The organism is Rathayibacter oskolensis (assembly GCF_900177245.1).
Taxonomy (GTDB): Bacteria; Actinomycetota; Actinomycetes; order Actinomycetales; family Microbacteriaceae; genus Rathayibacter; species Rathayibacter oskolensis.
Map to the genome: position 1 here is coordinate 247,390 of NZ_FXBM01000003.1, position 25,049 is coordinate 272,438.

Below are 25,049 nucleotides of genomic sequence, written 5' to 3' on the forward strand. Positions count from 1 at the left end.
GCTGCGCTCCCGTCACGGGCAGGTGCCGGAGGCGACACCCCGCGAGACGACGACCGTCCGGTTCTGCGCCGCGGCCTGCTCGATCAGCCGACCCTCGGCGTCGCGGTCGGAGACGCGGCACGGCCACGAGGATCCGTAGCCCACGATGCGCACGGCCGACACGTCGATTCCGAGGGCCGCGGCGAGGGGCAGGGCCGCTGCGAGGCCGCGCTCCTCCGAGAGGGGCACGTTGACGGTGTCGTCGCCGACGGAGCTCGTCGACGCCTCGACCAGCACCTCGCCCTCGCAGCCGGCGAGGGCCTGCGCGATCTCGGCGATGGTCGCCAGCGCCGACGCCTCGTCGACGAACTCGGCCGAGTCGCTCCGGTAGCCGATGGCGGCGTCGGGGAGGACGCGGCGGCAGTCCCCGGCCACCACCACCGGCGGGCGCGAGACGTCGATCGGAGTGACGGCGGGCAGATCGGCGGTCGGCTGGGGCTGAGCGACCAGCGAGTCGCTGCTCCAGTCGACCTCGGCGCCCGACGCCTCGAAGAACGCCTGCCACTGCGACTGCAGCGCCGCGCGCGCCGTGCTGGTCAGCTCGCCCTGCGGACTCACCACCACTCCCAGTCTCGGAGCCGACACCGTCACGCCCTCGAGGTCGGGCACTCCGCCGGCCTCCTCGAGGGCGGCGATCCTGTCGGCGGGCTCGCTGAACAGGGCGCCGTCCAGCATGGCGAGGCTCCCCGCGGTCTGCAGCATGCTGTCGAGGATCACCATCGTCCGCGACCGCGCGTCGGAGGAGAAGGGCGTGGACCCGAGCGCGATCGCCTCCGTGAGGTCGGCCTCCGCCGACTCCGGGTGAGCCGCGATCGTCGCCGCCGCTGCCGTGTTCTTCACCTGGTCGAGCCGGTCGGAGCGGGAGCGGCCGTTCGCGGGCAGCTCGTCGAGGGTCAGATCGAAGAGCACGCGGGGCGACCCCTCGACGCCGATGACGACCAGCCGGTCGCCGACCGCGTCGATCCGGTCGAGCGCCTCGAGGACCATGCCGGTCGAGACGGCCGGCGAGTTCGCGCGGGTGCCGGCGATGATCACGACCTCGTCGCCGCCCGTGCTCTCGACCGGGACGCAGCCCGCGAGCACGGACGCTCCCAGTGCTGCGGCGGCGAGCAGTGCCAGGCGGGCGCGGGCACGGCGGGCGCGGGCACGGCGGCTCGCGCGAGTGGGGGTGGTGGCGATCATGGTGGTGTCCTTCTTCCTGTGAGGGGGGCTGAGGGGCGGTCGGGTCGCCGCCCCCTCAGCGCGAGTACCGGTCCCGATCGGGAGGGTCACATCCAGCGCTTCGCGTGCTGCGGGCACACGAGGCCGGTGCCGCAGTCGCAGCGGCGGCCGCGCCAGCCGCCGAGGCACGACGGGCACAGCTGCAGGGGCGACGAGCACCAGGCGCAGGCGCCGTGGTCGCGCTCGTCGACTCGGGAGCGCACGAACATCCAGCGCAGCAGGCGGTTCATCGAGCCGCCGCCGCGTCGTCATCGCCCTGGCCGCGTGCCGCCTCGGGGCTCGCCGCGGCGCCGGGGACCACGAGGTGCAGCGGCTCGGTGGCGCTCCCGGAGGCGGGCTCCCGCCTCCACGACGTCGCCCAGTCCGGCAGGTCGAGCGAACCGAGGTCGTCCGATTCCCGCTCGGGGACCCACACCGCGGTGGGTGCCGGGCGGGTCTCCTCGACCCGCACCTCCACCGCGCCCGTCATCTCGGGGGTCCCGTGCGCGAGGGCGAGCTCCTGGGAGTACTCGGCCTTGATCACGTCGGCCTGCGCGGCGAGCTTCGTCGGCTCGATCGCCCAGATGCCGTCGGTGATCCCGATGTCCGAGATCTGGTAGTCGATCTGCCGCTCCACGGCCCCCGCCCGCTCCTTCACGTCGGCGAGGTCGGTCTCGAGCACCTCCACCGCCACCCGGGCGTGCAGCTCGCGCTCGCGGGCCGGATTGTGGCGGAGGCTCATCACCAGCACGGTCATGCCCATCCCCAGGAGGAAGAACACCCACATCGCTGTCGTCAGGCCCTGGTACTCGACGATGAACGGCAGGCTGCCCTCGGCGACGCTGCCGCTGCCGGTGACGGCGAGCAGCTCCTGCTGGGCGCGGTCGTACTCGCTGAGCGCGTGCGCCGCCTCGGCGGCCCCGCGGAGGGTGCCCAGCAGCACGCCGGCGCTCAGCCAGGTCGCTCCTCCGAGCACCACCGTGAGAACCGAGCGGGTGGCGAGCGCCCGGCCGCGGCGCAGCAGCTCGGCAGCCGGAGGCGTCGCGGCCGCGGTGGACGCCTCATCGCGGGGCGCGGGACGCTTCGCGCGCCGGAGCGCAGCGAGGTCGGCGATCGCGCGGCCCACCTGATGGGGCAGAACGGTCAACGCGACGACGACGGCGCCGGCGAACAGCACCGGGATCCACGGATTCTCGGGGCGCAGGATCTGGTCGAGCGAGTCGCTCGCCGCGGCGAACTCGATCGAGGCCACCCCCAGCACCACGGCGGCGTCGATGATCGCCAGCCGCAGCAGCACGCGGCGATGGTCGCTGGCCGTCGCGGCGATCGGGGATCCCGTCCTGATCGCTCCGTCATCGTCCTCGCGGGTGCCCTCGAGCACCTCGGCCCACTTCTCGGCGTCGTCCCGGGCGGCGCCGAGGCGATCCGTGAGGACGGTCTCGCGCTCGCGCAGGCGGTCGAGGCCCCCCGTCGCCGCACCGACGGGGGCGGTGAGGAGCCCGCCGATCGCATCGAGGATGTGCACGAGACCCTGCCGCCGCTCGTCGGTGCGGCGCTTCACCGACTCGACCGAGCGCAGCCGCGTCTCGGCGTCGACGGTGGAGTCGTTCAGCAGCGGACCCTGGCCCGCGAGCACCTGCTCGGGGGCCTGCGACGATCCGTGCACCTCGTTGACCGCGCTCTGCTGGGCGCGGCGAACGAGAGTGCCGGTGTCGACCGTCGGCTCGAAGTCGGGCACGCGCGCGGTGTGGATCGGGCGCGTGTCGGGCACGAACCGCTCGGGCTCCGCGCTCGGGGCGGGGCGGCGGGGGAAGAGCTTCATGATGCTGTCGTTCCTCTCGTGGGGTGGGCGGGGTCGGGCCGTCGGTGCGCCGACCCCGTGCGTCGCGTACCGGTCCCGATCACCCGGCGGCGCGGTCGGAGAGCGCGGTGCCGGTGTCGCCGGTCCCGCGCTCGTCCACCTGCGCGACCGGATGCGCTCCGGAACGGGTGGTGGGCGCCTCCGGTGCCGATCGGTAGCGCGGGATGCTCGGCGCGGCCGACGGGCGTCGGCCGAGCACGCCCGAGCGCGACTTGGTGTAGAGAGCCGCGTACGCCTCGTACGCGTCGGCGCAGAGGCGCCGAGCCGTCGCGACCTCGGCGAGCAGGCCCGCCCGGAGCGCCGACAGGCGGTCGCGCTCGGCCCTCGCCGCGCTCGCGCGTCCGAGTGCCGTCGCCCGCTCGGCGTTCGCTCGGCGGGACGCCCTCACCTGCGCCGCCCACTCCTGGCGCCGGCGGCCCTCGAGCTGAGCCAGCTCGTGCTCGGACGGCTCGTCCTGCAGCGCGCCGGCCTCGGGGTGCGCCTCCGACTGGAGAGCGGCGAGTCTGACGTCGAGGGCGGTGAGAACCGCGTCCGACTTCAGCGACAGGTCGTCGTCGAAGCGGCGGATGGCGGCGTGCAGCATGAGCAGGTAGTGAGTGGGCTCGGCGTCGCCGACCTGCCGCTGCCGGATGCGGTCGACCCGACCCGTCCAGCGCACACGGCTGCGACGCCACAGCGTCAGCTGTGTCGACGGCATCTCGGCGGTGAAGCGGAACTCCTCTGCGCCGACAGTGATCGGGGTGGTGCGGATGCTGAACACGGGATCCTCCGAACGGTGGGGCGGCGGGACGTCCTGGCCCGCTCTCCTCGCCCACCGGTCCCGACCCGGGGTTCGGATCCGGGTACTACCGCTCTTGCGGTGCTCGGGTGCCGCCGCCACGATCGGATGACCCGATGCCGAGGAAGAGGGGCCCGCTTGCCACAGACCACCGAGACGCCGGAGACCGCCGAGACGGACGCCTGGGTCGCCTACCTCGAGGACACCCTCGCGCTGTCGATCGGAGACACCGACCGGGCCTCGCGCCTCGCCACGATCTGCCTCTCGGCGTCGACCATCGTCCGGGCGGCCTCGACGGACGACGTCGGCCTGCCGCCGGCGCGACCCGCCTCGACGGTCGTCCGGGAGGCGGCCTCCGAGCTGCTGCGGACCACCCGCGGACCGCTCGACACGGTCCTCGGTCTCGTGGGCCGGCACTGGAAGATCGAGCGCGAGGACCCCGACGACGCGGAGCGCCGCGCCGACTTCGACCGCGCCGCCGTGGTCGCCCGCGAGGCGGGGGACCACCTCACCGAGACGTGGGTGCTCGTCGTCGCCACGAGCGAGTACGTCCGGACACAGCGCACCGCGACGGCCGACCGATACGCGTTCCGTGCGGTGGAGGCGTTCGAGTCGGCGACTCCGGGTCTCGGCCCGATAGCCGCGACGGATCACGTCTGGCCGGGATTGGCGACGCCCGACTCGGTCACGGCCGTCATCGAGCTGTTCGCTCGCGACGTCGCGGTGCGGGCGACCCGGCGCACGGGGCGGGTGAGCGAGTGGGACGCCGCGATCGACGCCATGAAGGCGGTGGCTCTGCGACTGGTGAGTGAGCGCCCGACCCTGCTCGTCATGACGCTCGGGCAGCGCGCGACCTACGAGCGCGCCACGGGTGATCAGGCGGACCTGACCGAGATGCGCGAACTCAGCGAGCGCAACGTGCTGCTCCGAGGCAAGTACCTGCAGCACGAGGCGTCCAACGCGGAGGCGCGCGGCGACTACGACTCGGCGCTGATGTGGCACCGCCGTCGGATGGACGCCCGTCTGGCACCACTGCGCCCGGACCTCGTGGGGGCGCCTGCGCGCACCCTGACGGCGGCGTTCCGGGACCTGAGCGTGTCGGAGCGCCGGCGCCTCAATGCGGTCGCCAATCCGGCCTTCGAGATGTCCTCGAGTCTCATTCTCTCGGGTCGGACGGTGACGACGGCTGCCGACGCCAAGGCGGCCGTCGAGTGGCTGGACCTCGCCGACGTCCTCTGGGCCGGATGGGGGAAGAACGGGCTGATGGCCGTGCGCTTCAATCGGCACCGCCTGGCGCCCGGTCTCACGGGCACCGCGGTCGCCGATCTGCTCGACATCTCGCGGACCGCCGGTCGCCCAGGCCTGCGGGTGAGCGCCGTCGTGCACGCAGCACTGTACGGGGAGTCGCGGCTCGCGCGGGTCGTCGAGCGCCTCGACGAGATGCTCGACGAAAAGTTCACCTCGCTCGACCGTGCCCGCCTGCTCACCGCGCGATCCTGGCTCACCCGACCGGGCGAGAGGACGGCGGACCCGCAGTCGCGCCTCGACGCCGCGGAGGCGCTCGACCTGATGCCTGCCCGCCCCGCGACCCGGCTGCGCGACATCGCGAGAGCAGCCTGGGTGCTGGCGCTGTGCGCGCGCGACGACGATGAACCCGAGGCCGAGCGCGCCGCGCTCGAGGAGGCCGTGATCGCGGCCGGTCGGCTTGTGCTCAACGCCACGACCTTCTCGCAGCGCAGCATCCTCGCCGCGGACTGGTCGGTGGTCATCCGCCGGGCGCTCGACTTCGCGCGCGAGCACGACGACGCCGCCCTCGCCGACCTCGCCGCCGAGGTCGCCCGCCGCGACAGCGTCGGCGTGCTGCTCGCCAATGCCTCGTCCGAGGCAGGTGCTCCTGCAGAGGTGGTCGATGCGGCGCTCGCCGTGCAGACCGCCGGCCGGGCAGGCGAGGTCGACGACCAGCAGGACGCATCGGCCGAGTCGGAGCCCATCGATCCCGAGGCCGACGAGCTCATGCGCAGCGGGATCGACGCGCGGGTCGTGGTCAAGGCGAGGGCCGCCTACGCCTCCGCGGAGCGGCTGCTCGGACCCATCGGCAGCCTCATGGACCCGCGCACCCTCTACGAGGCGGGCGCCACCGACCTGCTCCGCGAGCTGCCGAAGACGCAGCCCACGTTCATCCTGCAGCTGCTGCCCTCGACCCTGGCCATGGTCGGGCACGACCAGAATCCGCGCCTCTACCGGCGGCTCACCTGGCTCGAGGACGGCGAGCCCGCCGAGTACCTCGACTACGTGCGGCTGTGGCCGGGGCTCCTCACCGACACCGCGCTCACGGGCGAGGACGACTGGCTCGACGGGACCCCGTTCCTCCCCGATCCTCTGGTCGAGGCCCTCGAGACGGCCACCGCCGACGAGCCCCTCCGACTGCTGGTCGTGGCGAGCGGTCTGTTCCACATCTGCTTCGACGCGCTCGAGATCGGAGGCGGACTCCGGCTCATCGACCGGGCGCTGACCACCGTGCACACGTCGCTCGCCGGGGTCCGCTACATGCTCGCCAACCCCCGCTCCGGCGGCGAGGGGAGCGTCGCCATCCTCGACGAGGACACGTTCGGGGACACGTCGTTCGAGAAGGAGTCGCTCGAGCGCTGGTTCCCGGTGACCCGCGGAGTCGCCTCCCGCTCCGAGCTCGACAATCCCTACCTCGAGATCGAGAACTCCTCCGTCTTCGTGATGGGGGTGCACGGTGGCGACGACGCGAACGGCTGGCACCAGGTGAAGATCCTGCCCAGCGGGGAGTCGATGACGGCGGCCGAGGCGCTCAACTACCGCTACCCGGCGCTGTGCGTGCTCGCCTCGTGCAACTCGCAGATGCGGCTCGGCGCGGGAGTCGACCTCTCCGGGTTCCCGACCGCGCTGTTCGCGCGCGGCGCCCGGACCGTGATCGGGAGCGTGGGCGGCATCTACTCGCTGCCCACCGCCCTCATCATGAGCCGCTTCTACGCCGACCTGCACGAGACCGGCAACCCCGTCGTCGCCCTGCGCACCGCGCGGCTGCGGTGGCTGAGCGAGAACCCGACGCGCCACGACGAGGTGGCCTCATGGGGCCGCCTCGTGATCTACGGCGGCGCGCAGTACTGAGGCGCTCGGCGCCGGCGCCGCACCGATAGGCCCGCAGCGGGACCGGTACGCGTGGTGTGGACATCGACGCCGCCCTCGCAGCCCGCGACGGTGGTCGCGGTGCAGGCGTGGCGGAGGAGCCTCGATGAGAGTGAGCGCAGTCGACAGGATGATCGCGGAGGAGGTCGGGCGGTGGCAGGCGTGGCTGGCGTTCCCCGAGGTCGGCCTCACCGACGGGGGGAGGGGCACGTGCCCGCACTGCCCCCGCTACGCCGCCTTCCTCGAGCTCGACGAGTACGTGCACCAGGCGCTGCACCCGCTGATCGTCGACTCCGTCGCGGTCGTCCGGACCCTGACGATCGAGGCCGCGACGCGCGACGCGGGAGTGGAGAGGCACTCGTTCGCGTTCGTCGGCTTCGAGTCGGGCGTCGTCGTCGACGCCGGGATCGACGCGGAGGCGTCGGGGCTGATCGAGTCGTTCTTCTTCGACGCGCACGCGCGGATGCTCGTGAACCTGTGGAGCAGGCGGCTCACCATCGCGACCGCGCTGGCGCTGGAGGTGGAGCCGAAGGTCCTCGCGCTCCTCCCCGAGGGCTGGCGCTGAGCGAGGACGTCGGCCGACCGTCACCGGGGGAGGGGGCCGCGTTCATCGGGCGGACGCCCGCGGCGGGCAGCATCGCAGCATGATCGCTCTCCGCGCGGACGTCACCGCGCTCGATGCCCGCGTCCCGTCCGAGCTGATCCGCCGACTCCGGAACCACCGGAGCGTGCAGGTCGGCGCCGAGCAGTGGATCGCGGTCGTGCCCGAGGTCGGGTCGGTGCTCGTCACGGCGAGCAGCGCGATCGTGCTCGACGTGCTGGTCGCGCGCCGGGCGCTCCTCCCGATCGTCATCGACGCGCTCGAGACCGAGCTGCGCCGCGACGGGTTCCGCGAGCGGATCGCGCTGCGCTGGTCGACCCCGGACATCGTGCCGGTCCCCTTCCGCTGAGGCGGGTCAGCGGCGGGTCAGCTCCACGACCGGGATGATCCGGGTGGTCTTCTTCTCGTAGCCCGCGAAGCCGTCGGAGGCAGCGGTGAAGCGCGCCCAGCCCGCGTCGCGCTCCGCCCCCTCGAGCACCCGGGCCCGCACGGCGACCGTGCCGTCGTCGGGGGTCTCGATCGTGGTGTCGGGGTGCGCCACCAGGTTGTGGAACCACGCGGGGTGCTTCGGCGCTCCCGCGGCGGACGCGGCGATCAGCCAGACGTCGTCGGAGGCGCGGATCGCCATCAGCGGGGCGATGCGCTCCTCACCGGAGCGGGCACCGGTGTGGTGCACGAGGACGAGGCTGCGCCCGAACCCCGCGGTCGTCACGGTTCCGTCGTTCGCGCGGAACTCGTCGATGATCATCTCGTTGAAGTCGGCCATGGTCTTCTCGGTTCGTCGGGGGTCAGGCGGAGGCGCCGAGGGCGTCGGCGGGCGCGATCGCGTCGGGGGGCGGATCGGAGTCGCCGGCGACGGCGGCGGGGTCGGCCAGTGCTCGGCGCCAGGGCAGTTCCGCGGCACCGACCAGCTCCAGCCGTGATCGCAGGGCCGCGCGCTCGATCCGCACGCCCCGTGCGAGGTGGCTGAGGGCGCGCGCCGACACCCGCGCGGCGAGCCGCTCGCGATCGACGGTCAGCAGCGAGCCGAGGAACCCCCCGAGCACGACAGCCGTGGGGTTGAAGAGGTTGATGTAGGTCGAGAGTCCCTCCGAGAGCAGGTCGACCTGGCGGGCGACCTCGGCCAGCACGGCCGGGTCGCGGGAGGTGCCGAGGGCGATGTCGAGCTCGTCCTGGTCGAGGACCCTCGCGCCGAGCACGTCGAGGAGGGAGCGCATCCGCACCTCCGCCTCGAGGCAGCCGTGGCGCCCGCAGCCGCAGCGCCGGCCGTTCGTGGCGACGAGCGTGTGGCCGAGCTCCGCGGCGAACCCGGAGGAGCCCTGCAGCGGGTTCCCGCCGATGATGACTCCGCCGCCGATCCCGCCGGCACCGCCCGTCACGTAGACGACGTCGGCGACTCCGCGGGCCGCACCGAAGAGCGACTCCCCGATCGCGCCGAGCGTCGCGTCGTTGCCGACCGACACCGGCAGATCGAGCGCTCGGCCGAGCCGCGAGGAGAGGTCGACGTCGCGCCAGCCGAGGTGCGGGGCCAGGTGGATGAAGCCGGAGTCGGCGTGGACCAGCCCCGGCACCGCGACGCCGGCGCCCAGGAGGATGCGGCGCGACTCCCGCTCGGCCCGGAACCCCTCGACGATGCCCGTGACGACGCGGACCACCGTGTCGGGAGACGCCGGCTTGGGGGTGTCGAAGCGGACGCGGCGGAGCAGGTCGCCGTTCAGGCCCACGAGGCCGACGATGATCGCGTCGGTGTCGAGGTGCACGCCGACGGCGGCGAAGGCGCGGCCGGGGACCACGGTCGCGCTCGGGCGGCCGATGCGCCCGTCGGGGGCCGTCGTCTCCTCGTCGACCCAGCCGAGCTCGGTCAGCTCGCCGACGAGGTTCGCGACCGCGGAGCGGTTGAGGCCGGTCAGGCGACCCAGCTCGGCGCGGCTCGTCGGGCCCGACCGGTGCACCAGGGTCGCGATGGCGGCGAGGTTGTGGCGGCGCAGCAGGGCGTTGCTGGAGGCGCCGACTGCTCCTGCCATGCTCGTCCGTCTCTCGTCGGGGCGACCCTGTCCGGGCCCTGGATGCGCTCGGGCGCGGCTCCCTCGAGGAGAGCGCCGCGCCCGAGCACTGTATAGGGGGAAGCTCCGGCTAGCGCCCGCCCGCCCTCCGCTTGTTGAAGATGTCGAACGCGACGGCGAGCAGCAGCACGAAGCCCTTGATCGCCATCTGCCAGGCGGCGTCGACCGACAGGATCGACAGGCCCATGTTCAGGACGCCCATCACGAGACCGCCGATGACGGCTCCGACGACGGTGCCGACGCCTCCCTGCACGGCCGCGCCGCCGATGAAGACCGCCGCGATCGCGTCGAGCTCGTAGTTCTGACCGGCCGAGGCGACCGCGCCGCCGGCGCGGGCCGTGCTCACGATGCCCGCGACTCCGGCCAGTGCGCCCATGTTGACGAAGATGAAGAAGTTGACCCACTTCGTCTTGACGCCCGACATCATCGCCGCGAACAGGTTGCCGCCCATCGCGTAGATGTGGCGGCCGAAGACGGTGCGGCCGAGCACGAAGCTGTAGGCGAGGATCAGCACGGCGAGCACGATCAGGATGATCGGGGTTCCGCTGTAGCCCGAGAGCAGCCAGGCGAGGGCCATGATCGCGACGACCGCGATGACCGACTTGATCCAGAAGGAGGCGAGCGGCTCGCGAGGGAGCTCGAGGCGGCGCAGCGTCGCACGGCTGCGCAGCTGCTGCGCGACGAGCGCGACGCAGACGAGGAGTCCGAGCAGCAGGGTGAGGGCGTCGCGGCCGAGGATCCCGCCGAGGAAGCCGGGCAGCCAGCCCGCACCGATCGCGGTGAACTCGGTGGGCAGGCCGTTGATCGTGCCGCCGGTGAGCAGCACCAGGGTGAACCCTCGGAAGATCAGCATGCCGGCGAGGGTGACGATGAACGCGGGTATCCCGACGAACGCCACCCAGAAGCCCTGCCAGGCGCCGACCGCGGCGCCGGTGACGAGGGCGACGACGACCGCGGCCCACCACGGCAGACCCCAGTTGTTCATCGCGATCGCCGAGATCGCGCCGACCATCGCGACGACCGAGCCGACCGACAGGTCGATGTGGCCGGCGATGATGACCATCACCATGCCGATCGCGAGGATCAGCACGTAGGCGTTCTGCTGGATCAGGTTGTTGACGTTGCCCGGCAGCAGGAGGCGGCCGTTCGTCAGGATCTGGAACAGCAGGATGATGATGGCGAGCGCGGCGAGGATGCCGTACTGGCGGAGGTTGATGTTGAGTCGGCGTGCGCGCTTCGGCGGAGTCGACGGCGTGTTCGCCGGCGTGCCTGCCGGCGCTGTGGTGGTCGTGGCGCTCATCGGGCCTGGTCCCTTCCGGCGGTCATGTAGTGCATGAGGTGCTCCTGGGTGGCGTCGGCACGGTCGATCTCGCCCGTGATGCGCCCCTCGGAGATGGTGTAGATGCGGTCGGCGAGCCCGATCAGCTCGGGCAGCTCGGACGAGATGACGACGACCGCCTTGCCCTGGGCCGCGAGCTCGTTGATGATCCCGTAGATCTCGTACTTCGCTCCCACGTCGATGCCGCGGGTGGGCTCGTCGAGGATCAGCACGTCGGGGCCCGAGAAGATCCACTTCGAGAGGACGACCTTCTGCTGGTTGCCTCCCGAGAGCTTGCCGGTCACGGCCGAGACGCTCGGAGCCTTGATGTTCATCTTCGAGCGGTAGGAGTCGGCGACCTTGTACTCGCGGTGCTTGTCGATCACGCCGAGCCGGGCGAGCCGTGAGAGCGCCGCGGCCGACACGTTCACGGTGATGTCGCCGATGAGGTTGAGGCCGTAGCGCTTGCGGTCCTCGGTGGCGTAGGCGAGGCCGTTGCGGATCGCCTCCTCGACGGTGCGGGTCTGGATCTCGCGGCCGTCCTTGAAGACGCGACCCGAGATACCGGTGCCGTAGCTCCTCCCGAAGATGCTCATCGCGAGCTCGGTGCGACCGGCGCCCATGAGACCGGCGAAGCCGACGATCTCGCCGGCGCGGACGGTGAAGGAGGCGTCCTCGACGACCACGCGGTTGATGTCGACGGGGTGGTGCACGGTCCAGTGCTCGACGCGGAGCTTCTCGTCGCCGATCTGCGGATCGCGCGGCGGGAACATGCTGTTGAGATCGCGGCCGACCATCGCGCGGATGATGCGGCTCTCGGAGGCGTCCTCGCCGGCCATCGCGAAGCTCTCGATCGTGCGGCCGTCGCGGATGATCGTGACGGTGTCCGCGATCGCGCGGATCTCCTTCAGCTTGTGGCTGATGATGATGCAGGTGATGCCCTGCTTGCGGAGCTGATCGATGAGGCCGAGCAGGTGGTCGCTGTCCTCGTCGTTGAGGGCGGCCGTCGGCTCGTCGAGGATGAGGAGCTTGACCTCCTTGGCGAGGGCCTTGGCGATCTCGACGAGCTGCTGCTTGCCGACTCCGAGCTCGAGGATCTTGGTCGCCGGGTTCTCGGCGAGACCGACGCGGGCGAGCAGCTTGGCCGCCTCCGCGTTGGTGACGTTCCAGTTGATGACTCCGCGGGTCGACTTCTCGTTCCCGAGGAAGATGTTCTCGGCGATCGAGAGGTAGGGGCTGAGGGCGAGCTCCTGGTGGATGATGACGATGCCGTCGGCCTCGCTGTCGTTGATGGAGCGGTACTGCGCCTCCTTGCCCTCGAACTCGATGGAGCCCTCGAAGCTGCCGACGGGGTAGACGCCCGAGAGGACTTTCATCAGCGTCGACTTGCCGGCGCCGTTCTCGCCGCAGATGGCGTGGACCTCGCCGGGCTGGACCGAGAGCGAGACGCCGTCGAGGGCGCGGACGCCGCCCCCGAACTCCTTGACGATGTCGCGCATGATGAGGATGGGACTGGCCAACAGGGCCTCACTTCGTTGTGGAGTGGTGGGTGCGAGCGGGGTGCGGGGGCGGGGAGGACGGCGCCTCCCCGCCCCCGCGGGTGGATCAGAGTCCGACGTCGCCGGCCTTGAGGAAGCCGGAGTCGATCAGGGCCGACTGCACGTCGTCCTTGGTCACGACCTGCGGCTCGAGGAGGTAGGACGGGACGACCTTCTCGCCGTTGTCGTACGTCTCGGTGTCGTTCACCTCGGGCTCCTCGCCCGCGACGATCGACTGCACCATCTGGAAGACGCGGTCGCCGAGCTCGCGCGTGTCCTTCCAGACCGTCATCGACTGCTCGTCGGCGAGGATCGCCTTGACGTTCGCCTTGTCGGCGTCCTGTCCGGAGATCACCGGGTAGTCGGCGCCGGGCGCGTAGCCGGCGGACTTGAGCGAGGCCTCGATGCCGATCGCGAGGCTGTCGTTGGGCGAGAGCACCACGTCGACCTTCTGGTCTCCGGTGTAGAAGGAGGAGAGGCGGTTGTCCATCTCGGCCTGCGCCTTGTCGGACGCCCAGCCCTGGATGCCGATCGAGGCCCAATCGTCGTCGCTGGCGGGCGACTTGCCCGACGGGACGACGAGCTTGCCGCTCTCGATGTAGGGCTGGAGGACGTCCCAGGCTCCCGAGAAGAAGAACTTCGCGTTGTTGTCGTCGGGGCTGCCGGCGAAGGGCTCGAGGTTGAAGGGGCCCGCGGCGTTGGCGAGGTCGAGGGTGTCCTCGATGTACTCGCCCTGGAGCTGGCCGACCTTGTAGTTGTCGAACGTCGCGTAGTAGTCGACGTCGGCGGTGCCGTTGATCAGGCGGTCGTAGGCGATGACAGTGGCGTTCTGGCTCTTCGCCTCGGCCAGGACGGGGGCGAGCGCCTCACCGTCGATGGCGGCGATGACGAGGATCTTCGATCCGCCGGCGAGCTGGTTCTGGATCTGCGAGATCTGCTGGTCGGTCTTGTTGTCGGCGTACTGGAGGTCGACGGTGCAGCCGTCGTCCTCGAGCTTCGACTGCAGGCCTTCGCCGTCGTTGATCCAGCGCTCGAGGCTGCGGGTCGGCATCGAGATGCCGACGGTGCAGTCGCCTTCAGCGCTTTCGCCTCCTCCGCCACCGGAGGCGGCGGGGCTCGCCGAACAGGCGGCGAGGCCGAGGGAGATGATGCCGGCTGCGGCCAGCGTCGTGATGCCGCGGGAGAACTTCATGGAGTGCATTCCTCTCTGAAAGCAGTGTCCTGTGGGGGAGGACGGCGCGAGAGTGTGCACGTCGTGCACACCGTCGTGTCGTCGCCCGGAAGGGCGGGGAGCCCCGAGGGGCTTTGTCCACGGAGACAACATATTGGCTCCATCCCGCTCTGTAAAGGACGGAACGGCCCGAGTCGCGGGTGTTGCCGAACCGTGACCTTCGCGCCCGGCGATCCGCGCCGCGGCGGCGGGAGATCGCTCTCACGGAGTGGAGGCGGACCCTCACGAGGATCCTGGTCGAGCGCCCGCACTGGCCCGAGCGCCCGTCCTCGGGTCGGACGGTCGATCCGTCGCAGAAGGCCCGTGCGGCCGACTCGGACGGGCCGTCTCCGACCGATCGATCCCCTCGGGGGAGGAGTGCGCACGGGATCGGCAGGACCCGACTGTGAGCAGAGCGTGAGGGTCGACCGGGAACGCGTATGGAAGGCGTTAGGGCCCGCAGGGGACCGCCGGTCCGGGTGTTGCATCAGGACTCGTGCCGGTGCCGCGTGCGTCGTGGTCCGGCCGGACGCCTCCGCACTCGGGGGCGCCCTCCGCCCGCGGATGGAGTTCTCTCGTGCTCGACCTTGTCTACGTGATCGGCATCCTCGCCGTGTTCGCGCTCGTCGGCGTCATCGCCAAGGGGGTCGAGAAGCTCGCGCCCAAGCCGCGCGGCACCTCCGGCTCTCGCGCGGCGATCAGCGAGGACATCATGGGCCCACGGCCCGGAGGCTCCGGCCTTCGCGCAGCGAAGGTTGGAGGGGGCCGGGGATGATCGTCTTCGACTCCCTCGCCGCGGTCCTCGCGATCGCCGCGATCGGCTACCTCGTCTTCGCCCTCGTGAAGCCGGAGCGCTTCTGATGGCCGCCGTCCTCGCGATCCTCCAGGTCGCCTCCGTCGTCCTCATCCTCGTGCTGCTCCACCGCCCGCTCGGCGACTACATGGCGCACCTCTACTCCTCGGCGAAGGACCTCGCCGTCGAGCGCGGCTTCTACCGGCTCATCGGGGTCGACCCGCGCGCCGAGCAGAGCTGGAGCGCCTACCTGCGCGGTGTGCTCGCGTTCTCGCTCATCGGGGTCCTCCTCGTCTACGCGATCCAGCGCGCGCAGGCCGTCCTGCCGTACTCGCTCGGGTTCCCGGCGATCCCCGAGGGCCTGTCGTTCAACACGGCGGTGTCGTTCGTCACCAACACGAACTGGCAGTCGTACTCGCCCGACGTGACCATGGGCTACACGGTCCAGCTGATCGGCCTCGCCGTGCAGAACTTCGTCTCGGCCGGAGTCGGCATCGCCGTCGCCATCGCCCTCGTGCGCGGATTCGCGCGCCGCGGCAGCGACTCCATCGGCAACTTCTGGGTCGATCTCACCCGCGGGACCCTCCGCCTCCTCCTGCCCCTGTCGGTGGTCACGGCGATCCTGCTGCTGGCCGGGGGCGTGATCCAGAACGTCGCCGGATTCACCGACGTCACGACGATCACGGGCGCGACGCAGAGCATCCCCGGCGGGCCGGTCGCCTCGCAGGAGGCGATCAAGATGGTCGGCACCAACGGCGGCGGCTTCTTCAACGCCAACTCCGCGCATCCGTTCGAGAACCCGGCCGCGTGGACGAGCCTGCTGCAGGTCGTCCTGATGCTGGCGATCCCGTTCTCGCTCCCGCGCACCTTCGGCCGCATGGTCGGCAACGCGAAGCAGGGGTACGCGATCCTCGCCGCGATGGCGACGATCTTCCTCGCCTCCCTCACGGCGCTCACCCTGCTCGAGCTCGCGGGCGGCGGCGCCGCTCCGCAGGCCGCAGGGGGTGCGATGGAGGGCAAGGAGACGCGCTTCGGCATCGCCGGATCCGCCCTGTTCGGGGCGACGAGCACGCTCACCTCGACCGGCGCCGTCAACTCGATGCACGACTCCTACACGGCCCTCGGCGGCATGCTGCCGATGCTCAACATGATGCTCGGCGAGGTCGCCCCCGGCGGCGTCGGCTCGGGCCTCTACGGCATGCTCGTCCTCGCGATCCTCGCCGTCTTCATCGGCGGGCTGCTCGTCGGGCGCACCCCGGAGTACCTGGGCAAGAAGCTCGGCCCCTACGAGATCAAGCTCGCCAGCATCTACATCCTGATCACGCCGACCCTCGTACTCGCCGGCACCGCGCTCAGTTTCGCGATCCCCGCCGTGCGGGCCGACGTCGAGAGCACGTCGATCTGGAACCCGGGGCTGCACGGCCTCTCGGAGGTGCTCTACGCCTTCACCTCGGCCGCGAACAACAACGGCTCGGCGTTCGCGGGGCTCACAGCGAACACTCCGTGGTTCAACACGGCGCTCGGAGTCGCGATGCTGCTCGGCCGGTTCCTCCCGATCGTGATGGTGCTGGCGCTCGCCGGCTCGCTCGCGAAGCAGGGCACGACTCCGTCGACCGCGGGAACGCTGCCCACCCACCGGCCGCAGTTCGTCGGCCTGCTCGTGGGCGTCACCGTGATCGTCACCGCACTCACCTACTTCCCCGTGCTCGCACTCGGACCCCTCGCAGAAGGACTCCAGTAACACCATGACCACGACACTCGACAAGCCCGCTTCGTCGCCCGACCGCGAGAAGACTCCGAAGCGAGGCGGTTCGGCGTTCAGCGTCGAGCAGATCCTCGCCGCGCTCCCCGGAGCGTTCCGCAAGCTCGACCCGCGCCTGATGGTGAAGAACCCGGTCATGTTCCTCGTCGAGGTCGGGGCCGCGCTCACCACCCTGCTCGCGATAGCCGAGCCGTTCGTCGGCGGCGCCCAGGAGTCGGGCGGCGCGCCCGTCCCCGGCTCCTTCACCTGGGGCATCGCGATCTGGCTCTGGCTGACCGTCGTGTTCGCCAACCTGGCCGAGTCGGTCGCCGAGGGTCGCGGCAAGGCGCAGGCCGACAGCCTCCGGAAGACGCGCACCAGCACCATGGCCCGGCGCCTGCTCGAGTACCGGGCCGGAGACGGTGCCGCGACGCACGCGCAGATCCGGGAGGTCTCCTCCTCCGACCTGCAGCTCGGCGACCACGTCGTGGTCGAGGCCGGCGACCTGATCCCGGGCGACGGCGACATCGTCTGGGGCATCGCCTCCGTCGACGAGTCGGCGATCACCGGGGAGTCGGCGCCCGTCGTCCGCGAGTCGGGCGGCGACCGCAGTGCGGTCACCGGCGGCACCCGCGTGCTCTCTGACCGCATCATCGTGCGGATCACGTCGAAGCCGGGCGAGACCTTCGTCGACCGCATGATCGGTCTGGTCGAGGGAGCCTCCCGCCAGAAGACGCCGAACGAGATCGCGTTGAACATCCTGCTCGCGAGCCTGTCGATCGTCTTCGTCGTCGTCACCCTGACGCTGAACCCGATCGCGTCCTACGCCGCAGCGCCCGTCAGCGTGCCCGTTCTCGTCGCGCTCCTGGTCTGCCTCATCCCGACCACCATCGGCGCCCTGCTCTCGGCGATCGGCATCGCCGGCATGGACCGGCTCGTGCAGCGCAACGTGCTGGCCATGTCGGGCCGCGCGGTCGAGGCCGCGGGCGACGTCACCACGCTGCTGCTGGACAAGACCGGCACCATCACCTACGGCAACCGGCGCGCGACCGCGTTCCTGACCCTCGACGGAGTGCGCGAGGCCGACCTCTCGGACGCCGCGGCCTCCTCCTCGCTCAGCGATCCCACTCCGGAGGGCAAATCGATCGTGGACCTCGCGGTCGCCTCGGGGCGCGCCGTCGCCGAGCCGGGCCACGCGGTCGTCGTGCCGTTCACCGCCCAGACCCGCATGAGCGGGCTCGATCTGCCCGACGGCACCTCGATCCGCAAGGGCGCCGGCAGCGCCGTGCGCGCCTGGGTGGAGGAGGAGGGACCGCTCGCCGGGCCCGTCGCCGACCAGCTCGCCGAGATCGTGGACACGGTGTCGGAGAGCGGTGGGACGCCTCTCGTCGTCGCCGTGAAGGACGCCTCCGGAGCACGGATCCTCGGAGTCGTGCACCTCAAGGACGTCGTGAAGGAGGGGCTCGCCGAGCGCTTCGCCGACCTGCGCGCCATGGGCATCCGCACCGTGATGATCACGGGCGACAACCCGCTGACCGCGAAGGCGATCGCTGCGGAGGCGGGGGTCGACGACTACCTCGCCGAGGCGACTCCGGAGCAGAAGCTCGACTACATCCGCAAGGAGCAGGAGGGCGGCAACCTCGTCGCGATGACCGGCGACGGCACCAACGACGCGCCCGCCCTCGCGCAGGCCGACGTCGGCGTCGCGATGAACACCGGCACGTCGGCCGCGAAGGAGGCCGGCAACATGGTCGACCTCGACTCCGACCCGACGAAGCTCATCGACATCGTGCGCATCGGCAAGCAGCTGCTGATCACCCGCGGAGCGCTGACCACGTTCTCGATCGCGAACGACGTGGCGAAGTACTTCGCGATCATCCCCGCGATGTTCGCGGGAGTGTTCCCGGGTCTCGCACTGCTCAACATCATGCAGCTGCACTCCCCGGCGTCGGCGATCCTCTCGGCGATCATCTTCAACGCGCTGGTGATCATCGTGCTGATCCCGCTGGCCCTGCGGGGAGTCGCCTACCGGGCGCTGAGCGCCTCGAAGGTCCTCAGCCGCAACCTGCTGGTCTACGGGCTCGGCGGAGTGATCGCGCCGTTCATCGGGATCAAGATCATCGACCTCGTCGTCTCCCTCATCCCCGGCTTCTGAGCGCCGGACCACCGTCAGCAGAAAGCAGACACCCTCATGACCTCCACCCGAACGGGACTCCGGCAGTACGGAGTCGCGCTCCGCGCCATGCTCGTCCTCACCGTCGCCCTCGGCGTCGTGTACCCCCTCGCCATCACCGGCATCGGCCAGGTCGCGTTCGCCGACCAGGCGAACGGCTCGATGCTCACCGAGAACGGCGAGGTCGTCGGCTCCTCGCTGATCGGCCAGTCGTTCACCGACGCCGACGGCGCCCCGCTGCCCGAGTGGTTCCAGTCGCGGCCGTCGGCCGCGGGCGACGGCTACGACGCGAGCGCCTCGAGCGGCGGCAACCTCGGACCCGAGAACGCCGACCTCGTCGCCGCGATCGAGGAGCGTCGCGCGGCGATCGCCTCCTTCGAGGGAGTCGACCCCGCCGACGTGCCCGCCGACGCTCTCACCGCCTCGGCCTCGGGGCTCGACCCCGACATCAGCCCCGCCTACGCGCTGCTGCAGGTCGACCGCGTCGCCGAGGCGCGCGGCCTGGCCGCGGACGACGTGCGCGCCCTGGTCGAGTCGCAGGTGCAGGGGCGCGAGCTCGGCTACCTCGGCGACCCGACCGTGAACGTGCTCGAGCTCAACCTCGCCCTGGCCCGCCTGTGATCCTCGCTCCGGCCCCCGGCGCACCTCCGGCTCGTAGAATCGCGTTCGGCTCGTCGGAGTCCGCCGATTCCGCGAGCCGGAGTCGATCCTGCGAGCCGAAGGTGGGGGCCGGAGCATGACGAAGGGCCGCCTGCGCGTGCTGCTCGGCGCGGCCCCCGGCGTGGGCAAGACGTACACCATGCTCGAGGAGGGCCGCCGGCTCGCCGCCGAGGGCAGGGACGTCGTCGTCGCGGTCGTCGAGACCCACGGCCGCGCGGCCACCGCGGCCATGGTCGAGGGGCTCGAGGTGATCCCGCGGCGCGAGGTCGAGCACCGCGGCGTCCGGCTCGACGAGATGGACCTGGAGGCGGTGCTCGCGCGCCGCCCCGATGTCGCGCTGGTCGACGAGCTCGCCCACACCAACGCCCCCGGCTCCCGCCACGAGAAGCGCTGGGAGGACGTCCGCGCCCTGCTCGACGCCGGGATCACTGTCTTCTCGACCGTCAACATCCAGCACATCGAGTCGCTCAACGACGTCGTGCAGGCGATCACCGGGGCGCCGCAGCGCGAGACGATCCCGGATGCGGTGCTCCGCGCGGCCGACCAGATCGAGGTCGTCGACCTCGCCCCGCAGGCCCTCCGCGACCGCCTCGCCGACGGCCGGGTCTACCCGCCCGAGCGCATCGACGCGGCCCTCTCGAACTACTTCCGACTCGGCAACCTGACCGCCCTGCGCGAGCTCGCCCTGCTCTGGCTCGCCGACGAGGTCGACAGCGCGCTGCGCGACTACCGCGGCGAGCACGGCATCGACAGCACCTGGGAGGCGCGCGAGCGCGTGGTCGTCACGCTCACCGGAGGGCCGGAGGGCGAGACCCTGCTGCGCCGCGGTGCGCGGATCGCCGCGCGAGCCTCCGGAGGCGACCTCGTCGCCGTGCACGTGGTCACGCCCGACGGGCTGCGCACCCCGCGGCCGCACGTGCTCGAGGCGCAGCGGGCGCTCGTCGAGAAGCTCGGCGGCAGCTACCACCAGGTGGTCGGCGAGGACGTCCCGCGCACCCTCGTGGAGTTCGCGCGGTCGGTGAACGCGACGCAGCTCGTGCTCGGCGTGAGCCGGCGCAGCCGCCTCGCCTCCGCGCTCACTCCGGGCATCGGCGCGACCGTGATCCGCGAGTCGGGCAACATCGACGTGCACATCGTCAACCACTCGGCCGCCGGGCGCACGGCGGTGCTGCCGAGACTCGACGGAGCACTGACCCTGCGGCGCAAGATCCTGGGCATGGCGCTCGCGCTCGTGGGCGGCCCGCTGATCACCTGGCTGCTCTCGAGCCTCCGCAGCGACGAGTCGATCACGAGCGACGTGCTCTCGTACCAGCTGCTGGTGGTGCTCGTCGCGCTCGTCGGCGGGATCTGGCCCGCGCTGTTCGCCGCCGTGCTCTCGGGGCTGACGCTCGACTTCTTCTTCGTCGACCCGCTCTACACGATCACCGTCGACGAGCCGCTGCACGCCCTCGCCCTCGTCCTCTATGTGCTGAACGCGGCTCTCGTGAGCGCGGTCGTCGACCGGGCCGCACGGCGGGCGCGGGCGGCGAAGCGCTCGGCGGCGGAGTCGGAGCTGCTCGCGACGATCGCCGGCGGAGTCATCCGCGGGCAGGGGGCTCTGCAGGTGATCCTCGAGCGCTCGCGCGAGGCGTTCGGTCTGACCGGGGTGCGCCTCGTCCGCGACGGCGCAGTGGTGGCCGCCGACGGCGAACCGCAGCCCGAGGGGGAGCCGGTGCGCATCGCCGTCGGCGCCCACGCCGAGCTCGAGCTGCACGGGCGCCAGCTCGAGGGCAGCGAGCGGCGGCTGCTGCAGGTGGTCGCCGCGCAGCTCGACTCGGTGCTCGAGAACGCGGCGCTGAGCGAGACGGCGAGCTCACTCGCCCCGCTCGCCGAGACCGACCGGGTCCGCAGCGCCCTGCTGTCGGCGGTGAGCCACGACCTGCGCCGCCCGCTCGCGGCGGCGACGGCGGCCATCAGCGGCCTGCGCTCGCGCGACGTCGACTGGAGCGACCGCGACAGGGAGGAGCTGCTCGCGACCGCCGACGAGAGCCTCACGACCCTGGCCGCGCTCGTCACCGACCTGCTCGACGTCACGAGGCTCGAGGCGGGGGCGCTCGCCGTGGCTCTGGCTCCGCTCGACGCGGCCGACGTCGTCCTGCCGGCGCTCGACGAACTGGGGCTCGGCCCCGCGGAGGTCGACCTCGACCTCGATCTCGACGGGCCGCCGGTGCTCGCCGACGCCGTCCTGCTGCAGCGGGTGGTGGTGAACCTGCTGGCGAACGCGGTGCGCTTCGCGCCTCCCGGGACGCGCGTGCGGGTCTCGTCGAGCACCTTCGGCGGCGCCTCGCAGATCCGGATCGTGGACCACGGGCCGGGAGTCGCCCAGGAGCGGCGGGCCGAGATCTTCGTGCCGTTCCAGCGGCTCGGCGACGACGACAACCTCACCGGACTGGGGCTCGGGCTCGCGCTGTCGAAGGGGTTCACCGAGGGGATGGGCGGCACACTCGAGACCGAGGACACTCCGGGAGGCGGGCTCACGATGGTGGTGACGCTGCCCCTCCCCACCGGGCCCGCCACCTCCGAACCGCCGACCCCCGAGGGAGCCGCATGAAGATCCTGATCGCCGACGACGACCCGCAGATCCTGCGGGCGCTGCGCATCACGCTGACGGCGCGCGGCTACGAGGTGGTCACCGCGGGCGACGGCACGGAGGCGATCAACAAGGCGGTCGACGAGCACCCCGATCTCTACATGATCGACCTCGGCATGCCGCGGCTCGACGGGGTCGAGGTCATCCACGGGCTGCGCGGCTGGACGAGCGCGCCGATCCTGGTCGTGTCCGGGCGCACGGGAGCGGCCGACAAGGTCGACGCGCTCGACGCCGGCGCCGACGACTACGTGACCAAGCCGTTCTCGATGGACGAGGTCCTCGCGCGCATCCGGGCGCTGTCGCGGCGGGTGCAGCCCGCCGACGGAGAGCCGCTCGTGGTGATCGGTGAGGTGACCGTCGACCTGGTGGCCAAGAGCGCGACGCGGGGCGGCGCCTCCGTGCGGCTCACGCCGACGGAGTGGCAGGTGCTCGAGATCCTGGTGCGCAACGCCGGCAAGCTCGTGACGCGGCGCTCGCTGCTCGACGAGATCTGGGGGCCGTCGCACGTGACCGACACGGGCTACCTCCGGCTGTACCTCGCGCAGCTGCGCAAGAAGCTCGAGCCCGATCCGGCGCGCCCGCGATTCCTGCTGACGGAGGCGGGGATGGGCTACCGGTTCGTGCCGGGTCAGTGAGGCGCGGCGGCTGCAGGTCGTCGGGCTGCTCGAACGGCAGGTCGGGGGCGGGCCCCAGAGACCCGGTGTCCTCCGGGCACGGCGCTCCTCGCCCGGAGGCGTCGGTCGTGCCAGAATCGCGCCGTGCGAAGACGGACACGGGGCGCGAGGGTGCGCCGGGCGGCGACCGCCGCCGTGATCGCGCTGCTGCTCGCGGGCTGCGCCGCTGAGCCGATCGACGTGCCGGCAGGCACGGTGGCCGCGGTGCAGGCGACGCAGACCTCGACTCCGGCGCCCTCGAGACCGCCGACAGTGACGCCCACGCCCACGCCCTCGGCCACGCCCTCGGCGACGCTCACGCCCAGCGCCGTCCCGACCGTCGCGACCGCCGTGTGGCCCGACAACGCGCAGGTCTCGCACCTGTTCTTCCACTCGCTGGTCGTCGATCCCGCGCGCGCGTTCGCCTCGCCCGAGGACGGCGCGGGCTACCTCGACTACATGGTGACGAAGGACGAGTTCGCGGCGCTCCTCGAGCAGGTCTACGCGAACGGCTACGTGCTCGTCAGCCCGCACGACCTCTACGAACGCGCGGTCGACGGCACGGTCACCCCTCAGCCGCTCGCCCTGCCGGTCGGCAAGAAGCCGCTCGTGATCTCGCAGGACGACGTCGACTACTACGAGTACATGGAGGGGGACGGCTTCGCCGACGCCCTGGTGCTCGATCGGAACGGCGACGTGCGCACCCGCTACACCGACGCCTCCGGTCGCACCCGGGTCGGCGCCGACGACCTGGTGCCGATCGTCGACGACTTCGTGGCCGCGCACCCCGACTTCTCGTTCCAGGGCGCGAAGGGCGTGATCGCGCTCACGGGCTACAACGGGGTGCTCGGCTACCGCACCTCCCGCCTCGCCTACGGAGACACGAACCCGCGGATCGAGCAGGACACCGCCGACGCGACCGCCGTCGCCGCGGCGATGACGGCCGACGGCTGGGAGTTCGCGTCGCACAGCTGGGGGCACATCGACATGCGGGAGTCGTCGATGGAGCGGATCACCGCCGACGTCGGCAAGTGGCGCGACGAGGTGCAGCCGATCGTCGGCGCCACCGACCTGTTCGTCTACCCGTTCGGCGCCGACATCGCGGGGGTGGGCGGCTACTCCGGAGCGACCTACGACCTGCTGGCGGCCGAGGGGTTCACCGCGTTCTTCACCGTCGACGCTTCGCGGCCGGCCTGGGGGCAGTGGGGCCCCGGGTACCTGCGGGAGGCGCGCATCAACGTCGACGGCATCAGCCTGCGCGCGGCGATCGAGGGTCGGAACGACACGCTGTACTCGTTCTTCGACCCGGCCTCGGTGCTCGATCCGGCGCGCCCGCCGTCGATCTCGGGGGAGTGACGGGCTCGCCGCGGGACCACGGGGAACAGAGCCCGGCACGCGTGCCGGTCGAGAGACGGGGGGACAATGGACGGACCCCCAGCACAAGGAGAGCACCGTGGATCAGCCGCGCATGAACGTCGAGTCGTTCAACCTCGATCACCGCACCGTCGCCGCGCCCTACGTGCGCCTCGCCGACGCGAAGACGCTCCCGGGAGGCGACCACATCGTCAAGTACGACGTGCGCTTCACCCAGCCCAACGCCTCCCACCTCGAGATGCCGGCCGTGCACTCGCTCGAGCACCTCTTCGCCGAGAAGTCGCGCAACCACTCCGACCGCGTCATCGACTTCTCGCCGATGGGCTGCCAGACCGGCTTCTACCTGATCCTGCAGGGCGAGCCGGCGCTCGACGAGGTGCTCTCGCTCGTCGAGGACACCCTCCGCGACATCACCGAGGCGACCGAGGTGCCCGCGGCCAACGACACGCAGTGCGGCTGGGGCGCGAACCACTCGCTCGAGGGCGCTCAGGAGGCGGCGCGCACGTTCCTCTCGCGTCGTGACGAGTGGGAGACGGTGACCGCGTGATCGACGCGATCGTCCTCGTCGCGATGGACGAGGAGGCGGAGCCGTTCCTCGCGAAGGCGGGCACCGCCTCCGAACCGCGTGCCGTCGGCAACGCGCTGCAGTGGGATCTCGAGCTCGGCGCCCACCGGGTGCTGCTCGTGCGCACCGGAGTCGGCCTGGTGAACGCGGCGGGCGGACTGACGGCCGCGATCCTCCGGGCTCAGCCGGACGCGCCCCTGGTGGTCAGCGCCGGCTCGGCCGGTGGGCTCGGCGCCGAGGTGCGCGTCGGTGACGTCGTCATCGGCGACGAGTACGTGCAGACCGACGCCGACGCGCGCGCCTTCGGCTATGCGCTCGGCCAGGTGCCGGGGATGCCCGAGCGCTACTCGGGGCACGCGCCCGCCCTCGCCGCCGCGGTCTCCACCGGTGAGCCGACGATCACGGTCCGCCGCGGACTGATCGTCTCGAGCGACACCTTCGTCTCGGGTGACCACGTCGAGCGGGTGCGCGGGCACTTCTCGGGCGCTCTCGCGACCGACATGGAGTCGGTGTCGCTGGCGCAGACGGCGTTCGTGCACGGGCTGCCGTTCGTCTCGGTGCGCGGGATCTCTGATCTCTGCGCGCCCGGCGAGTTCGAAGCCCACGTCGACGACGCCGCCGACCGCTCGGCCGTGGTGGTGCTCGCTCTGCTCGACGCGCTGCCCGCCTCCTAGCAGCTGCCTGCCGGCCTGCCGAG

General features: G+C 71.8%; 22 protein-coding genes. 13 read left to right on the forward strand and 9 right to left on the reverse strand.

The annotated features are described in order from the left end of the window. Positions 1 to 12: 12 nt before the first annotated feature. From B9Y99_RS16220 to B9Y99_RS18605, 4 genes are all read right to left on the reverse strand, one after another. A complete protein-coding gene (locus B9Y99_RS16220; RefSeq protein ID WP_085477659.1) occupies positions 13 to 1,221 on the reverse strand; it encodes an OmpA family protein in 1,209 nt (402 codons plus the stop codon). Positions 1,222 to 1,307: 86 nt separating this feature from the next. Further along, entirely contained in the window at positions 1,308 to 1,490 is a 183-nt protein-coding gene (locus tag B9Y99_RS16225; protein ID WP_085477660.1) for a hypothetical protein, read from the reverse strand. Next, the gene (locus B9Y99_RS16230) at positions 1,487 to 3,061 is read right to left on the reverse strand and encodes a hypothetical protein (protein WP_129588089.1); all 1,575 of its coding nucleotides are present in this window, start codon (positions 3,059 to 3,061) and stop codon (positions 1,487 to 1,489) included. Before B9Y99_RS16230 ends, B9Y99_RS16225 begins: the two co-directional genes overlap by 4 nt. Positions 3,062 to 3,140: 79 nt before the next feature. Continuing rightward, a complete protein-coding gene (locus B9Y99_RS18605; protein WP_129588090.1) occupies positions 3,141 to 3,860 on the reverse strand; it encodes a hypothetical protein in 720 nt (239 codons plus the stop codon). Positions 3,861 to 4,016: 156 nt separating this feature from the next. Between B9Y99_RS18605 and B9Y99_RS16235 the strand changes: the two genes are divergently transcribed. The 3 genes from B9Y99_RS16235 (at position 4,017) to B9Y99_RS16245 (ending at position 7,984) form a co-directional block, all read left to right on the forward strand. Beyond that, positions 4,017 to 7,016 (forward strand): CHAT domain-containing protein, encoded by a 3,000-nt coding sequence (locus tag B9Y99_RS16235; RefSeq protein WP_129588091.1) that lies wholly within the window; start codon positions 4,017 to 4,019, stop codon positions 7,014 to 7,016. A gap of 124 nt (positions 7,017 to 7,140) precedes the next feature. Next, positions 7,141 to 7,599: a hypothetical protein gene (locus B9Y99_RS16240; RefSeq protein ID WP_129588092.1), complete on the forward strand. Its 459-nt coding sequence runs from the start codon at positions 7,141 to 7,143 to the stop codon at positions 7,597 to 7,599. Positions 7,600 to 7,678: 79 nt separating this feature from the next. After that, entirely contained in the window at positions 7,679 to 7,984 is a 306-nt protein-coding gene (locus B9Y99_RS16245) for a hypothetical protein (RefSeq protein WP_085477664.1), read from the forward strand. A 6-nt stretch (positions 7,985 to 7,990) separates the two neighbouring features. Here the strand turns inward: B9Y99_RS16245 and B9Y99_RS16250 are convergent, their stop codons facing one another. The 5 genes from B9Y99_RS16250 to chvE all read right to left on the reverse strand — a co-directional run bounded on the left by B9Y99_RS16250 (position 7,991) and on the right by chvE (position 13,746). Next, complete coding sequence (locus B9Y99_RS16250; RefSeq protein ID WP_085477665.1) at positions 7,991 to 8,401, reverse strand: nitroreductase/quinone reductase family protein; 411 nt, start codon at positions 8,399 to 8,401, stop codon at positions 7,991 to 7,993. 22 nt (positions 8,402 to 8,423) lie between these two features. Next, positions 8,424 to 9,659, reverse strand: coding sequence for an ROK family transcriptional regulator (locus tag B9Y99_RS16255; protein WP_085477666.1), 1,236 nt, complete (start codon positions 9,657 to 9,659; stop codon positions 8,424 to 8,426). 109 nt (positions 9,660 to 9,768) lie between these two features. Further along, a complete protein-coding gene (gene mmsB, locus B9Y99_RS16260; RefSeq protein ID WP_085477667.1) occupies positions 9,769 to 10,998 on the reverse strand; it encodes a multiple monosaccharide ABC transporter permease in 1,230 nt (409 codons plus the stop codon). Continuing rightward, positions 10,995 to 12,515, reverse strand: a complete 1,521-nt coding sequence (gene mmsA, locus B9Y99_RS16265) for a multiple monosaccharide ABC transporter ATP-binding protein (protein WP_085477668.1) — start codon at positions 12,513 to 12,515, stop codon at positions 10,995 to 10,997. The genes mmsB and mmsA overlap by 4 nt, the downstream gene beginning before the upstream one ends. A gap of 106 nt (positions 12,516 to 12,621) precedes the next feature. After that, a complete protein-coding gene (chvE, locus tag B9Y99_RS16270; RefSeq protein ID WP_425298491.1) occupies positions 12,622 to 13,746 on the reverse strand; it encodes a multiple monosaccharide ABC transporter substrate-binding protein in 1,125 nt (374 codons plus the stop codon). A 595-nt stretch (positions 13,747 to 14,341) separates the two neighbouring features. Here chvE and B9Y99_RS16275 point away from each other — a divergent pair. The 10 genes from B9Y99_RS16275 to mtnN all read left to right on the forward strand — a co-directional run bounded on the left by B9Y99_RS16275 (position 14,342) and on the right by mtnN (position 25,026). Next, positions 14,342 to 14,539, forward strand: a complete 198-nt coding sequence (locus B9Y99_RS16275; RefSeq protein WP_085477670.1) for a hypothetical protein — start codon at positions 14,342 to 14,344, stop codon at positions 14,537 to 14,539. Further along, positions 14,536 to 14,625, forward strand: a complete 90-nt coding sequence (locus tag B9Y99_RS16280; protein ID WP_085477671.1) for a potassium-transporting ATPase subunit F — start codon at positions 14,536 to 14,538, stop codon at positions 14,623 to 14,625. Before B9Y99_RS16275 ends, B9Y99_RS16280 begins: the two co-directional genes overlap by 4 nt. Next, positions 14,625 to 16,298, forward strand: coding sequence for a potassium-transporting ATPase subunit KdpA (gene kdpA, locus B9Y99_RS16285; RefSeq protein WP_085477672.1), 1,674 nt, complete (start codon positions 14,625 to 14,627; stop codon positions 16,296 to 16,298). Before B9Y99_RS16280 ends, kdpA begins: the two co-directional genes overlap by 1 nt. Before the next feature lie 4 nt (positions 16,299 to 16,302). Further along, a complete protein-coding gene (gene kdpB, locus B9Y99_RS16290) occupies positions 16,303 to 18,453 on the forward strand; it encodes a potassium-transporting ATPase subunit KdpB (protein WP_085477673.1) in 2,151 nt (716 codons plus the stop codon). Between the two features lie 36 nt (positions 18,454 to 18,489). After that, entirely contained in the window at positions 18,490 to 19,092 is a 603-nt protein-coding gene (kdpC, locus tag B9Y99_RS16295) for a K(+)-transporting ATPase subunit C (protein ID WP_085477674.1), read from the forward strand. Positions 19,093 to 19,207: 115 nt separating this feature from the next. Then, positions 19,208 to 21,721: a sensor histidine kinase gene (locus B9Y99_RS16300; RefSeq protein ID WP_085477675.1), complete on the forward strand. Its 2,514-nt coding sequence runs from the start codon at positions 19,208 to 19,210 to the stop codon at positions 21,719 to 21,721. Next, positions 21,718 to 22,395: a response regulator gene (locus B9Y99_RS16305; protein WP_085477676.1), complete on the forward strand. Its 678-nt coding sequence runs from the start codon at positions 21,718 to 21,720 to the stop codon at positions 22,393 to 22,395. Before B9Y99_RS16300 ends, B9Y99_RS16305 begins: the two co-directional genes overlap by 4 nt. 123 nt (positions 22,396 to 22,518) lie before the next feature. Continuing rightward, positions 22,519 to 23,769 carry a polysaccharide deacetylase family protein gene (locus B9Y99_RS16310; RefSeq protein ID WP_244275010.1) on the forward strand — a complete coding sequence of 417 codons (1,251 nt, stop codon included), beginning with the start codon at positions 22,519 to 22,521 and terminating at the stop codon, positions 23,767 to 23,769. 112 nt (positions 23,770 to 23,881) lie between these two features. Then, complete coding sequence (locus tag B9Y99_RS16315; RefSeq protein ID WP_085477874.1) at positions 23,882 to 24,334, forward strand: S-ribosylhomocysteine lyase; 453 nt, start codon at positions 23,882 to 23,884, stop codon at positions 24,332 to 24,334. Continuing rightward, a complete protein-coding gene (gene mtnN, locus B9Y99_RS16320; protein WP_244275011.1) occupies positions 24,331 to 25,026 on the forward strand; it encodes a 5'-methylthioadenosine/S-adenosylhomocysteine nucleosidase in 696 nt (231 codons plus the stop codon). The genes B9Y99_RS16315 and mtnN overlap by 4 nt, the downstream gene beginning before the upstream one ends. Positions 25,027 to 25,049: the final 23 nt, after the last annotated feature.